This window comes from Methanobrevibacter sp., assembly GCF_017410345.1.
Lineage (GTDB): Archaea > Methanobacteriota > Methanobacteria > Methanobacteriales > Methanobacteriaceae > Methanobrevibacter.
The window spans coordinates 1-14,978 of record NZ_JAFQQZ010000025.1 but is presented as its reverse complement, the minus strand read 5'-3'; the positions used below and the strand labels follow the sequence as shown (position 1 = coordinate 14,978).

The following is a 14,978-nucleotide window of genomic DNA, read 5'->3' as shown; positions in this document are numbered from 1 at the left end:
ATATGTATTTTAAAAAAATATGATTTAAAATATTAAAAAACATTATATTTAATCAAATTATCTAGGAATTATAGGAGAGTTTAGATGGCAATACATCCAATTGAATTTAGATATGGAACTCCAGAAATGAAAAGAATCTGGGAGCAAGAGAACAAGCAGCAAAGAATGCTAGATGTTGAATCTGCATTGGCTCAAGCTGAAGGCGAGCTTGGAATTATTCCAAAGGAATTTGCAGATGAAATCAAGGCAAAAGCAAATACAAAATATGTTACCGTGGAACGTGTAAGCGAAATTGAAGCTGAAACCAAACACGATATCGCTTCCCTTTCAAAAGGATTAAGTGAAGTATGTGAAGGTGAAGCAGGGGAATACGTTCACTTTGGAGCAACCTCCAATGATATTGTAGACAGTTCAAACTCATTGCTCATTAAGGATTCAATCGAAGTCCTTGAAGAAAAGATCGAAAGATTAACTAAAATCATTCTCAAATTGGCAGAAGAAAACAAGACAAAAGTATGTATTGGCCGTACCCATGGCCAACATGCGCTTCCAACAACATATGGTATGAAATTTGCCCTTTGGGCAGACGAACTCCACAGGCAATACGACAGGTTATTGCATGCAAAAGACAATGTTTGTCTCGGTATGATGGACGGTGCTGTAGGAACCACCGCTGCACTTGGAACCCAAGGTTGGGAAGTTCACAAAAAGGTATCTGAAATTCTCGGACTCAAGCCTGCTCCAATCACAAACCAAGTGCTTCAAAGAGACAACCATGTAGAGTTCATAGCAACATTGGCAAACATAGCAACCACCTTAAGCAAAATAGCTCTTGAGGTAAGAAACCTACAAAGAACTGAACTTCAGGAATTAGGAGAATTCTTCGACCCTGAAAAGCAAGTTGGAAGCAGTACCATGCCACATAAGATGAATCCAATCACTGCTGAAAGGATCTGCGGTGTTGCAAGAATCGTCAAATCCTATGTGAATGCAGCTATGGAAAACAACCCTCTCTGGCACGAAAGGGACTTGACCAACTCCTCATGTGAAAGGATCATGTTCCCTGAAGCTTGCATTCTCTGTGATTACATCTTGAATCTTACAATCAAGCTCATGAACAATCTCATCTTCTATGATGAAAACATTGAAAGAAACTTGAACTTGACCAATGGTCTTATCATGGCAGAAAGATTGATGGCAGAACTTACCAGAGCTGGAATGGGTAAACAGACCGCTTATGGAGTTGCAAGAAAGAACGCCATCAAGGCAAACAAGGAAAAACTCCTACTTGCAGACCTAATCCTTGAAGATCCGGAAGCAAGCCAATTCCTGACAAAAGAAGATGTTGAAAGAATCATGGATCCTCATACCTATATCGGTTCTGCAGAAATAATTGTTGATGAGATTTTAGAATCATCTAAAGACTGGTTTTAATTAACCAGTTATTTTTTTTCTTTTTTTATTTTAACTATTTTTAAATTTTTTTCTATTTCTCTAATTTTCTACTTTTTTAATATTTTAAACTATTTTTAAACAAACTTATAATTTTTAATTAACTATTTTTATAACAAAAACTAAAATAATTAATATGTTTAGAGAAATGAGAAGAAAGAAACAAGCATTAACTGAAGAAGAATGCATTGATATTCTAATTAACGAACCTAGAGGAGTCCTTGCAGTACTTGGTGATGATGATTATCCTTATGCCGTTCCTTTAAGTCATGTCTACGTGGATGGAAAGATATACTTCCACGGAACAATCAAGGACAGCCACAAAAGGGATGCAATTGAAAAACACGAAAAGGTTTCCTATTGCGTGATTGACAAGGGAACAAAATCAGAGAGCTGGTGGTACACATTCAAAAGCGTAATTGTCTTTGGAACAATGAAAACAATAAAAGACAAAGATACAAAAATAGAAAAGTTGACTCATTTGGGAAACAAGTTCTTCCCAAGTGAAGAGGAAACAAAGGACGAAATAGACAGATTACTTGATGTTACAGAATTATATGAGATAACAATTGAACATATGAGCGGAAAGACAGTTGAGGAAAAATAATTAAACATCGGCAATATCCTTTATTACCTCACCAGCAATCATCAATCCAGCAACGGGAGGCATGAAGGAAACACTGCCCTTGACTTTATGCTTCTTTCCATTTTGGTTTATTTCACAATCATTTGTGTTTATAGGATGTTCCTTTGAATACAAGACCTTTAATTTCTTTATATTTCTCTTTTTTAAATCCTTTTTCATTATTCTGGCAAGGGGACAATATGAGGTCTTGTAAATGTCATCTATTTCAAAACTTGTAGGATCCAGCTTGTTTCCAGTACCCATACAGGACATTACTGGCACGCCAATTTCCTTGGATTTGCATATGATTGCAATCTTAGCCATTATTGTATCCACACAGTCAACGACATATGACAAGTCCTCTGTAATGATGTCAGATTCTGAATCAGCAAGATAAAACTCATTATAAATTTCAACATTGGCATCAGGATTGATGTCCAAAATTCTCTCTTTCATGACATCAACCTTGTTTCTGCCTATTGTTTTTGTTGTGGCGATTATCTGCCTGTTGATGTTGGTCTCATCGACCTTATCGAAATCCACTAGAACAAAATTGCCTATACCGCTTCTTGCAAGCCCTTCGCAGACGAAGGAACCGACACCTCCAAGGCCAAAGACAGCAACTTTGGCATTCTTCAGTTTTTCCATTCCCTCATTTCCAATCAGCATTTCTGTTCTTGAAAACTTCTCGTCCATACAATCTCACCAAAAAATATAATTTAATTTAATTAATTATATAATAATTGAAGTTAAAAGAATAAAAACTTAATGTTAAAATAAATAATCGGGATTCATATGATTATAGACACACACTGCCATATCTACAGAAGTGAAATGGAAAATGCAGAGGAAGTAATAAGTGAAGCTGCAGATAATGATATAATTCTAATATTGAATGGCACTGATTTAAAAAGCAATAAGGAAGCATTGGAACTGGCTGAAAAGCATGAAAATGTCTATGCCGCTTTAGGATATTTCTACACTTTTGCAGATGACATAAGAGATGAAGACATTGATTTATTGGACAAACAACTCAACAATGAAAAAGTAGTTGCAGTAGGAGAAATAGGTCTCGATTATTACAAAGGAAAAGAAAACAAGGAAAAGCAGATAGAACTGTTTGAAAAAATGTTAAACCTATCAGAAAAACATAATCTCCCAGTTATAGTGCATTCCAGAAAAGCAATGCAAGACACATATGATACATTAAGAGAACATAATGTATTTGGATCCATGCATTCCTATTCCGGTTCGGCTGAAATGGCAGATGAATTTATCAAATTAGGTTTCCATATTGGAATAGGTGGAACAATCACTCATAAAAATAATAAAAAGATAAGAAAAATGCTAAGTAAAATAGGCATTAATCATATAGTTATAGAAACAGATTCCCCTTATCTGCCACCAGAAGAAAAGAGAGGGGAAGAGAACACACCACTAAACATAAGATACACAATAAGTAAGATAGCTGAAGAGTTAAATATTGAAGAAGATGAAGTAATAAAAATAACTGCAGTAAATGCTCAAAGCCTATTTAAAATTAACACTCCATTTCCCAAAATATTATAAATTAATTCTCTTTTTAAAAAATTACACTAACAATCGTTAGTTTTATATATTAACACCACCATAATAATATATGAATTTAACTAACAATTGTTAGTTTATAAAATTAATGATGAAATGAGAAAAGACAATATTCTATTTTAGTTAAGGAGAAAATATGGCTAAAAAAAATACAAAGATGAGGATATTTGACGTTTCCATTGACTTATTCTCAAAATACGGATACGATGGAGTGTCAATACGCCAAATAGCTAAGGAAGTTGGAATAAAGGAAAGTTCCATCTATAACCACTACCAAAGCAAGGAATCAATTCTAGAATCCATATTAAGCTACTACATCAATGAAATGCTTAAGGAAGAAGCCCCTGTAATGCAATCCAGGGAAAATCTGGATATGGATTTTGACCAATTCTATAAGGAGGGAAGCGATAGATTCATCTTAAAATTATCCGAGCCAAAGATGATGAGGATTACAAGAATCTTTTTGGTCGAATCATATCACAATGAAAAGATAAGGAATTTTGTAAAGGAAGCAATCATAGGATATGCAATAAAAGGATGGCAGGACCTATTTGAACTGATGAAAGAGAAAAGATTCATCAAGAAAGATGCTGACATAAAGCAGCTTGCAGAATCATTTTACTATTATGGGCTATTCCTATTGTATGAACATTTCATAATCAATTATCCTGAAGATGATGAAAAGTTCCTAAAGGATTTCGAAAAGAGAACAACAGCCCATATGAAATTACTCTTCAATTCCGTAAAGATAGAGGATAAAGGGAAAAATAAAGATGACAAATCAAATGAAGAATCCATCAGATTGGAAGAAGAGAATGATTACTTAAAAGTGGAAAATCTTGTAAGGGATGCATTCTGGAATGTCTATCGTCCTGGAGCCTATGAACATTATATCGTCCACAACTTAAGGGAGGATGGCAGTTTCATAGAGGATTTGGCATATGTGATGGAAAAGGATAATGAAATCATAGGGCATATAAACTATTCAAAGGGCCGATTGAATCTTTATAAGGAAAACAGATATGGAGTAGACATTAAACTAAATGAAGGAAGCAAGGATGCTGTTGTCTTGGGCCCAATAGCTATAGATTCCAAATATCAAAAGCAAGGCTATGGCTCTAGATTAATAAATCATACATTAAGACTTGCAAGGGATATGAACATTCCATTCATCTTTGTAATCGGCGATGAGAACTATTACAGCAGATTCGGATTTGAAAGTGCATCCAAATACAATTTCTTCCTGGATGGAACGGATACAAATGAAGAAAATCCATTTTTCATGATAAAGGTCTTTGAAAACAAGTTTAAAGATATCGATTATGATAAGGGAATATTCCACAATCCAAAAGTCTTTTATGTTGATGAAGAAGAAGTGGATGAATTTGACAGGAACTTTGAATATAAGGAAAAGAAGGTCCAAGAGGGACAATTGGAAATATAAATAAAACTCAATTAAGGTGTAAGAATGAAATATGTTATAATCAACGGATCTCCAAGAAAGAAAAATACATGGAGCATGGTAAAGCAGGCAAAAACCAATTTAGGAGAAGATGCGGAATTTGAAGAAATTCAATTGATGAAGGCAAAGATACCAATGTGCAATGGCTGCTTCAAATGCATAATGGAGACAGAGGAACACTGCCCTCACCACGAAATAGTAAATCAAATCATAGAAAAGATAAAATGGGCAGATGGACTTATAATAACAAGCCCGGTTTATGCAATGAACGTAACCGGACTCATTAAGAACTTCTTCGACCATACCGCTTACCTCTATCACAGACCGGAATTCTTTGACAAGAAGGCATTGATCGTTGTCTCTACAGCAGGAGCAGGCCATAAGGATGTAGCAAAATACATCGATGAAACACTGAGACATTGGGGATTCAACAAAAACTATAAGATAACTTATGCATGTGGTGGAAAGGACAGCATAAATACAGAAGAAATCAATAAAACAGCTCAAAAATTCCATAAGGATGTTAGTTCCAAAAAGCTTCACCCCCCAAAATTTATGGACATCATATTTTACAATGCGTGGAAAGCAATGGCACTCACTAAAGATCCAATCAAACCTGATGCGGAATACTGGAAGAGCACCGGATTGGTAAATCATGACTTTGCTCCGGAAGTAAAATTAGGAATCATAAAGAAAATATTCTCAAAGATAATGTTCTTTGTTCTTAAAAAAGTAATGAAATAAAATTCATAATAGATTTATTGAACAATGAATAAAATATCAATTGCAACTAAAAATATCAATGGTAATCCTATGAATCAATCCAAGAATCCTAAACAATCCAAAAGAATATTCTACTATGATGTCCTTAGAGCATTGGCAATTATAGGAATCGTATTCTGCCACGCTTCAGTATCATTTGTATCAAGGGATATAAGCAGCCCTAATCTTTATATTTCTGTATTCTTTGACTGCTTTAGAGATTTTTCAATCCCTATCTTTGTAATGCTTAGCGGTGCATTGCTTATTGGCAAAAAGGACACATTGGTAAAATTCTTTAAAAAGAGATTGTCAAGACTGTTCATTCCTTTCCTGTTTTGGGTATTGGTTTACATAATATTTACAAACATAATGAGCCAAGGATTCAATTTAGACAGTGCAATTAAAATTTTCTCCGGAACCGCTGGAACATTGGGAGTGCATTTCTGGTTCGTTTGGATGATTATAATAACTTATGTCGGCATATTCATCATAAATAAGATAATGCAGATGGAAAGCAAAATAAGCGATTTCAATAAGAAATTCATTAGCATTCTAGCAATATTGTCTGTAATCTATATTGGAATGAGCCATTATCATTTATTCAATCCATACAGTCCTAGATTGACTTATTACATTTCATTTTTAGCATACATAATAATAGGATACTTCTTGGCAAAATGTGACTTTCTGGAAAAAAGAATTGATAAGAAATATCTTATAGCTATAACAGCCTTACTATTTATAGGATCTTATCTTTGGTACATATTCTGTTTTGTAGTTCCAAGGTCACATATGGTTCATCAATTCGTTCGCTTAAGCTATTTCAACTTACTGATATTGTTCATGTCTGCAAATCTATTCCTATTGTTCAAATATATATCAAAGACCAAATCATTCTCAGATATGGAAAGTAATCGATTAGGAAATGCATTAACAACAATAAGCAATTACAGCTATGGAATTTATCTCATTCACTACTTGATCTTATATTGCATAAAAATCAATTTAATAAAGATAATCAACTTCACACAAGGAAGTTCCTTGATTTGGATACCGGTTTTAGTGATTCTTACAACAGCAATAAGCTTGATAATTCTAATAATTTTAGACAAGATTCCATATTTGGATAAGGTAACTGGAAAGAAATAATTAAAAAAATAAAACTAAGATTTGTTAAAAAAGTGATTTTATGATTGGAAACAGTTGGGATAAAGCATTGAAAGAGGAATTTGAAAAGGAATACTTCCTAAAAATAAAGGACTTTGTAGAAGAGGAATACAGAACAAAAACAATCTATCCTCCAAAGGAAGAAATTTTCAATGCCTTCAAGCTATGTCCGATAGAAAATGTGAAGGTGGTCATTTTAGGCCAGGACCCTTATCATGAAAAGGGACAGGCTCACGGCCTTGCATTCTCAACTCCAGAAGGCCATCCGATACCAAGATCACTCAAGAACATCTTCAAGGAGATAGAATCAGAATACAATTACCCTATACCTGACTCCGGATGCCTTGAATCCTGGGCAAAACAAGGAGTATTCTTACTCAACACAGTTCTCACAGTTGAAGAGGGAAATGCAAACTCCCACAGCAAATGCGGTTGGCAGACCTTTACAGACAATGTGATTAAGATTTTAAACAATCAGAATAATCCTATTGTTTTCCTATTATGGGGAAAACAGGCTGAATTAAAGGAAGAGCTTATTACTAATCCAAAACATTTAGTTTTAAAATCCTCTCACCCAAGCCCATTTTCAGCAAGAAGAGGATTCTTTGGATGCAATCACTTCAGATTGGTCAATGAATTCCTAAATGAAAACAATCTGGAAGAGATTGATTGGAAACTTGATAAGAAATCTACTGGACAGCAGACTCTTTTTTAATAATTTAATTGGATTAAACTTATCTTACCCAAGTTAAAATAAATATAATAAAATACTATAAGAAACAAAAATAGAATAGTAAATTTATTGTATTTGTTTAAAAATCAATTATTTTAACTATTTTTTCTAGGTTAAGACTATGGCAAACAAAAATGTTGAACTGATGAGAGGAGCTCCTGAAATAGCTGTAAAGAAACTTGCCATTCCAATCATGATATCAATGCTGCTTACAGCATCCTACAATATCATCGACGGAATATTCGTAGCAGGTCTCGGACAGGCTGCAATAGCTGGAATAGGCTTTGTAACCCCTATTTTCATGATAGTAAACGGAGTTAGCGTAGGACTTGGAAATGGTGCTACAAGCAGTATCAGTCGTTTTGTAGGAGCTAAAAACCATGAAGGGGCAAACAAGTCAGCCACTCATGCCCTTTTAATATTTTTAATTGCCTCCATAATCTTGACAATCGTATTCCTTTTCATACAGGAACCCCTTCTTAGAACCTATGGAGCAAGTGGCCAATCCCTTAAGGAAGGGCTTAAATACGGTACCCCATTATTCTTAGGGCTGTTCACATTCATGTTTGCAAATGGTGGAAGCGGCATCCTTCGTGGGGAAGGTGATATGAAAAGGGCCATGTATGCGGTTATCGTATCAGTCATATTGAATACCTGCCTTGACCCTCTTTTCATCTACACATTAGGACTTGGTTCTGCAGGAGCATCACTTGCAACAATCGTAAGCTCAATCGGTTCAGCTACAGTGATCATGTACTGGATTCTAATCAAAAAGGACACTTGGGTTCATGTGGAACTTAAAAATTTCAAATTTGACCCAAAGATAGCAAAGGACATTCTAAAAGTGGGTATTCCCGCTTCAATGGATATGCTTATGATGTCACTTGCAGTTAGCCTATACCTAATCTTCATTTCTACAATCGGAGGGGAATTTGGAATAGCTGCATTCACCTCAGGCCAAAGACTTTACTTGTTTGCAATCATGCCTCTTACCTCCATTGGAAGTGCAGTGGCTGCAGTGAGCGGCAGTGCATTCGGTGCAAGAAATGGAGATTATTTATCAAGAACACATATCTATGGAGCCAAATTTGGAATAGCCTTTGGAACCGTGGTTACAATAATCCTTGTTGCATTTGCGCCTCAACTGTCAACAATGTTTGCATACACTCCTGAAACTGCACCATTGGTTCCTGAAATCACACAATTCCTAAGAATAGCCAGCTTATGCCTACCTCTCACTGGAGCTGGAATGTGCTCAAGTTTCCTATACCAAGGAATCGGTAAGGGAACAATAAGTTTGGCTTGGACAATCATCAGGGAAGTCATCTTCACAGTTACCGCAACATACACCCTTGGAATAGCATTAGGATGGGGACTCATCGGTATCTGGGCAGGTCTTGCCATAGGAAGAACACTTGCAAGTATCTTGAACTTCTCATTTGCAAGATTCACCATAAAGCACATAAGAGAAGAGTTTGGAACCTAATTATATAGATTAATCAAAGAGTCTAAACTAAACGCCTTCAAGAAAAACTATTTAAAATCAAATAGTGAAAGTAATACTATGGAAGGAAAAGCTTTAGACAATAAAACACGTAACTTAATACTTATCTTATTTTTAATAGGAGTGTTCATGGGCTCATTGGACACTGGAATAATAGGCCCAGTGCTTCCTTCAATTGAACAGAGCTTCCACCTGACAAGCCGGGAATCAAGTTGGATATTCACACTTTTTGTAATAACATTCATGATCGGTTCTCCTGTCATGGCTAAATTCTCAGACTTCTATGGAAGAAAAAAGATCTTTATCCTCGATGTATTGCTATTTGGAATAGGATCCTGCCTTATTGCATCCGCATTGAGCATAGAACTTATATTCTTAGGCAGAATCATACAGGGTTTCGGATGTGGAGGAATATTCCCTGTAGCAGGAGCATTCGTAGGGGATGCATTTCCACTTGAAGAGAGAGGAAAGGCATTGGGAATCCTTGGAAGCGTATTTGGAATCTCAGCAATCGGAGGACCGTTGGTCGGAGCCGCATTGATACCATATGGATGGAACTGGTGCTTTACAATAAACATTCCTATCGCAATATTTCTAATAGCTTTCGCTTGGCATATCCTTCCAAGCCAAGAAAATGAAAGAAAGCTGAAAATAGACTATTTGGGAATCGTAATACTGAGCCTACTTGCAGTATTTTTAGCCTACGGCCTAAATCAAATCGATTCAAGCAATTTCATAAGCAGCTTATTGTCTATAAAGGTACTTCCATTCCTAATTGCATTCATAATTCTCATACCAATTTTCTTAAAGATAGAAAAAAATGCAGAAGAATCCATTGTGCCAATTCACATGCTGAAAAACAGCGAGATTAGAATCGCATGCATTGAAACCCTATGCTATGGAATCATCTACTCCTCAGCGATTTTCATCCCATCCTTAGTAATCCTTTCAATGGGATTGAATGACCAACTTGCAAGTCTAATGTTGATTCCAATTTTAGGAACCAATGCTGTTGCAGCACCGATATTCGGCAAGCTTTTAGATTCCACTGGATCAAAAAAACTTATGTCAATGGGGACAATGCTTTTAGCTATTGGATTGATAGCTATTGCAATCTATCCAAGCAATCTGGTATTCTTCATAATAGCAGGATGCCTGATTGGAGTAGGGCTTGTAACAATAATCGGTGCTCCTTTAAGATACATTGTTCTGACTGAAGCAAAGCCATACGAGAGAGGGGCAGGACAGGCTATCGTAAATATGCTCTCTAGTGCGGGACAATTGATAGGTGGTGCTCTCATTGGAGGAATAATCGCATCTTTCTCTGGAATTATCGGTTATAAGGTCAGCTTGTTTTTAGCTGCAGTAGTTGCACTGATTGCATTTGCATTCACCTTAAGACTAAAAAGCCGTGACGAGCAGATAGAAACAATGAAAGCGAACCAATAGATAAAAATACAAAATCATTTCACCTTTGAAATTAAAAAATAATAAAAAGATTTAAATAATTATTAAATATAATTATATAATCAGTATTAAAAATAGATTTTATTTTTAAATCAATGAGAATTTTAAAGGTGGTTTAATGAGAATTAAATACCTGTCAAGACAAGATATTAAAATCATTTTGCACTATCTTGGATACATTATGGTAGGAATAGGGGCAATACTGATGGTTCCCATTATCATAGATGTGCTCTCTGGGGAATATGTGTATCATATAGGATTGATTCCACCTTTAATTTCAATTGGATTAGGCTATTTCTTTGTTAAAGTATTCAGAAAATACAATAAGCTTAGATCAAAGCATGCAATGATCATATCAAGCATATCCTGGCTATGGGCAGGATTTATAGCTGCAATTATAATGATGCTGGTTTTGGACGTATCATTCATAGACGCTTTTTTTGAAAACATTTCCGCATGGACCGGGAGTGGATTGACCATGTTCAATGACGTGGAATCCCTACCTATGTCAATACTATTCTTAAGAAGCCTTGAACAATGGATTGGCGGACTTGGAGTGGTAATCATTTTCATAAGCCTAATCATAAAGCCAGGAACTTCCGCATATAAGTTATATAAATCCGAAGCAAGGGAAGATAGATTAAAGCCAAGTATCAAACACACTCTCGAAAAGGCTATAGAAATATATTTTGCCTATACACTATTGGGCATTATCTTATATTTATTGGCAGGATTGCCTCTTTTCGATTCAATCAATCTGACATTCACCACAATATCCACTGGAGGAATGTCCATTAAAAATGCAAATGTCGGATTTTACAACAACAACATAGTCTACCTAATCACAATGTTCCTAATGATATTAGGTGCCACAAGCTTTACAGTCCATTATAAAATGGTCAAAACAAAAGGAAAGGCAATGTTTAAGGATATCCAATTCCAATTCCTCATTGCAGGCATAATAATTGCTGGAACATTGGTTGCATTGATGGCACACATTGCTCCAATGAATGCCATCTTCCATGTAGTTTCTGCAATAACAACAACCGGAGCGAATATAGCCACCCCAAGCGATATGGCTTCCTGGGGATGCCCGGCATTGATAATCATAATGATATTGATGGTGATGGGTGGTTCTTCAGGATCAACTGTAGGTGCTGTAAAGCTCATTAGAGTCATCACAGTATTGAAAAGCACAAGCATTGCGGTAACAAACATTATCTCCCCTGCAAGAGTTGTAAGCACAAGAATCAAATCCAAAAAGATCAATGAAACAGAAATGAAGGAAGCTTCATCATATATTGCAGTTTATCTGTCCTTTTTGGCAATATCCTGGATAATAATGACCTTTTATACAAATGACCCTATCAATACACTATTTGATGTCACCTCTACAATAGGTAATATCGGATTGAGTACAGGGATAATCAATGTTGACTTGAATACATTCCCTAAGATATTGTTGATATTCCTGATGTGGTTGGGAAGATTGGAAATCATTCCTATCCTAATGACAATCCAAATAGGATTTGAAACATTCGATCAAAGTATAAAATTAGTGAAAAGGTCCATAAGAAATAAGATAGGAAATTAAAAAATAGAAAATCATGATAAAAGATAAAAAACTAGTAAAAAATAGAAACAATAATTCCATCATTTAAATAAAAATAACGATTAATTAAATGATAGAATCATTAAAAACTTTATCGTTTAATTGGTGGAACATATCGTTTTAAGAGCAATGACAAACTAATCACTGTAACTGAACTTAATGCCATAGCTAAACCTGCCCATTCTGGACGGAAAATGATACCAAAGAGTAGGAAAAGCAAACCTGCAGCCGCTGGAACAAGGAGCATATTATATGCAAATGCCCAAAAGAGGTTTTCCTTGATCCTTGTCATAACCTTTTTGGAGAACTGGATTGAAGCTACCACATTTTCAAGGTCTCCTTCCATAACTACGATATCCCCGCTTTCCATTGCAATGTCTGTACCATTGCCCATGGCAACACCGACATCCGCCTGTGAAAGTGCAGGGGCATCGTTGATTCCATCACCTACAAACAATACTCTTTTTCCTTCATTCTGAAGTTCCTGGACCTTGTCAAGCTTGTCATTAGGCAATACATTAGCCATCACATTGTCAATTCCGACAGCATTTGCCACAGTGGCAGCTGTCTTTTCATTGTCTCCTGTAAGCATATAGGTTTCAATGCCCATCTTATGCAATTCATCAATGGCCTTCTTGGAACTAGGCTTGAGCTTATCCATTAAAGTGATGATTCCTTTTATTTCACCATCTACAGCCATTGCAATGGTTGTTTTAGCTTCTGAAACAAAAGTATCAAATTTATTCAAGACATCTTGTGAAACTTCTACACCCTCTGCTTCCATGAGCTTAAGGTTTCCTGCCAATACAGGTTTTTGTTCACCATCAATAGCTACATTTGCCTTCAATCCCTTACCTGTGACATTTTCAAAGTCTTCAACATTGAGTAGAGACAAATCATCCTTTCCTTCATTTGAGAGTTGAATGTTATTGGCCTTGAATCTATTCAATATTGATTTTGCAATTGGGTGACTTGAATTGTTTTCAACACTTGATAAGATTTGAAGGAATTTGTCCTCTTCCATGCCAAATGTTTCTATGTCTTCAACTTCAGGTTTTCCTTCAGTGATTGTTCCGGTCTTGTCAAATACACATACATCAACGTCTTTAGAGCTTTCCAAGGTTTCTCCATTCTTGATGAGTATTCCATATTCGGCAGCTCTTCCAACACCTACGGTAACCGCTGTTGGAGTGGCAAGGCCAAGTGAACATGGACATGCTACTACAAGGACTGAAATAAGGCAGGTGAGTGCAAATAGCAACCCTGAATGGGCTACAAAGTACCATAACAGGAATACTATGATTGCTATTGTAAGAATTACTGGTATGAACCAACTTACGATTTTATTGGCCAGTCTTTGCACCGGAGGCTTGGATCCTTGTGCCTTTTCCACAAGCTGGATTATCTGGGATAAAACGGTTTCAGATCCAATCTTTTGAGCTTCTACCTTCAATGCTCCATCTTGGTTAATTGTACCTGAGAAAACATCAATTCCCGCTTTCTTAAGCTTTGGAACAGGTTCCCCAGTAATCATTGCCTCATCAACATAGCTTTCACCATCAACTACGATGGAGTCTGCAGGAATCTTCTCACCTGGCTTTACAAGCAGGATATCCCCAATGTTGATGTCTTCAATGTCTATTTCCTTTTCCACATTGTTTCCTTCTGCATCAGTGGTAATCAATGTAGCGGTCTTTGGCTGAAGACCGATAAGCTCCTTAATTGAAGATGAGGTTTTCCTTTTAGCCCTTGCCTCAAGATATCTTCCTATGGTCAAGAATGAAGGAAGCATCACTGCAGATTCATAGAACATAAAACTTGAATCCAAAACAATGCCGAATGTGCCTAAAACGCTTGATACAAATGCCACAAGAATACCCATGGAGTACATTACATCCATATCCAAGTTCTTATGCTTCAAGGAGTTCCATCCTGCCTTCAAGATTGGATAGCTGACATAGCAGAATGGGAAAATAGCTATAATTAGGGATAACTGGCCCATTGTGAGTGGAGGTATTGTAAACTTGAAGTGCATGATTGCCATCAATATTCCGGCAAATACCAAACCAACTATGATTCTGTATAGCTTTCCTTGAAGGTCCTTCTGGTATCTTTCCTCTTCATCCATTATGTCCAAATCGCCATCAAGGCCAAGATATTCAAATCCAAGCATTTCAATGGTCTTTTGAATCTCCTTAAGATTCAACATGTCCCGATAGTATTTGATTGTGACCTTTTGATTGGAAAGATTGGCATTTGCTTCAACCACTCCATCAACACGTGGCAAGAACTTTTCCACATTGTTTACACAGGAAGCACAATGCATGCCGTCAATTTGAATGACCACTTCATCCTTTGGAACTGTAAATCCTACGGATTCCACAGTCTCATCAATAAGATCAGGAGAAATATTTCCATTAAGCACCATATGTGCCTTATTGGTGTTCAAGTCCACATTGATGGATTCAACTTCATCAAGCTTACCTAGAGATTTCTCTACAAGCAATGAGCATGAAGAGCAATGCATTCCATCCACTGGAATATCCAATTCCTTTTGAGCCATATGAATCCTCTTAAATCAATAATTTTAAAAATAAAAATAAAAAT

General features: G+C 36.1%; 12 protein-coding genes. 10 read left to right on the top strand and 2 right to left on the bottom strand.

Annotated features, from left to right (window positions below; all coding sequences use genetic code 11):
• The first annotated feature begins 84 nt into the window (after positions 1 to 84).
• Positions 85 to 1,434 (top strand): adenylosuccinate lyase, encoded by a 1,350-nt coding sequence (gene purB / locus IJE13_RS03300; protein ID WP_292777045.1) that lies wholly within the window; start codon positions 85 to 87, stop codon positions 1,432 to 1,434.
• Positions 1,435 to 1,588: 154 nt separating this feature from the next.
• Positions 1,589 to 2,059 (top strand): pyridoxamine 5'-phosphate oxidase family protein, encoded by a 471-nt coding sequence (locus IJE13_RS03295; protein WP_292777042.1) that lies wholly within the window; start codon positions 1,589 to 1,591, stop codon positions 2,057 to 2,059.
• Here the strand turns inward: IJE13_RS03295 and IJE13_RS03290 are convergent, their stop codons facing one another.
• Positions 2,060 to 2,773, bottom strand: a complete 714-nt coding sequence (locus IJE13_RS03290) for a tRNA threonylcarbamoyladenosine dehydratase (protein ID WP_292777040.1) — start codon at positions 2,771 to 2,773, stop codon at positions 2,060 to 2,062.
• A 99-nt stretch (positions 2,774 to 2,872) separates the two neighbouring features.
• Between IJE13_RS03290 and IJE13_RS03285 the strand changes: the two genes are divergently transcribed.
• The 8 genes from IJE13_RS03285 (at position 2,873) to IJE13_RS03250 (ending at position 12,353) form a co-directional block, all read left to right on the top strand.
• The gene (locus IJE13_RS03285) at positions 2,873 to 3,646 is read left to right on the top strand and encodes a TatD family hydrolase (protein ID WP_292777038.1); all 774 of its coding nucleotides are present in this window, start codon (positions 2,873 to 2,875) and stop codon (positions 3,644 to 3,646) included.
• Positions 3,647 to 3,800: 154 nt separating this feature from the next.
• Positions 3,801 to 5,108, top strand: a complete 1,308-nt coding sequence (locus IJE13_RS03280) for a GNAT family N-acetyltransferase (protein ID WP_292777035.1) — start codon at positions 3,801 to 3,803, stop codon at positions 5,106 to 5,108.
• A 24-nt stretch (positions 5,109 to 5,132) separates the two neighbouring features.
• Positions 5,133 to 5,870, top strand: a complete 738-nt coding sequence (locus IJE13_RS03275) for an NAD(P)H-dependent oxidoreductase (RefSeq protein WP_292777032.1) — start codon at positions 5,133 to 5,135, stop codon at positions 5,868 to 5,870.
• 69 nt (positions 5,871 to 5,939) lie between these two features.
• Complete coding sequence (locus IJE13_RS03270; protein WP_292777029.1) at positions 5,940 to 7,037, top strand: acyltransferase; 1,098 nt, start codon at positions 5,940 to 5,942, stop codon at positions 7,035 to 7,037.
• A 40-nt stretch (positions 7,038 to 7,077) separates the two neighbouring features.
• Positions 7,078 to 7,770, top strand: coding sequence for a uracil-DNA glycosylase (ung, locus tag IJE13_RS03265; RefSeq protein ID WP_292777026.1), 693 nt, complete (start codon positions 7,078 to 7,080; stop codon positions 7,768 to 7,770).
• A 139-nt stretch (positions 7,771 to 7,909) separates the two neighbouring features.
• Positions 7,910 to 9,274 carry an MATE family efflux transporter gene (locus IJE13_RS03260; protein ID WP_292777024.1) on the top strand — a complete coding sequence of 455 codons (1,365 nt, stop codon included), beginning with the start codon at positions 7,910 to 7,912 and terminating at the stop codon, positions 9,272 to 9,274.
• 78 nt (positions 9,275 to 9,352) lie between these two features.
• Positions 9,353 to 10,741 carry an MFS transporter gene (locus tag IJE13_RS03255; protein WP_292777021.1) on the top strand — a complete coding sequence of 463 codons (1,389 nt, stop codon included), beginning with the start codon at positions 9,353 to 9,355 and terminating at the stop codon, positions 10,739 to 10,741.
• Between the two features lie 136 nt (positions 10,742 to 10,877).
• On the top strand, positions 10,878 to 12,353 hold the full coding sequence (locus tag IJE13_RS03250) for a TrkH family potassium uptake protein (RefSeq protein ID WP_292777018.1): 1,476 nt from the start codon (positions 10,878 to 10,880) through the stop codon (positions 12,351 to 12,353).
• Between the two features lie 109 nt (positions 12,354 to 12,462).
• Here the strand turns inward: IJE13_RS03250 and IJE13_RS03245 are convergent, their stop codons facing one another.
• Positions 12,463 to 14,934, bottom strand: coding sequence for a heavy metal translocating P-type ATPase (locus tag IJE13_RS03245; protein WP_292777016.1), 2,472 nt, complete (start codon positions 14,932 to 14,934; stop codon positions 12,463 to 12,465).
• Positions 14,935 to 14,978 lie beyond the last annotated feature (44 nt).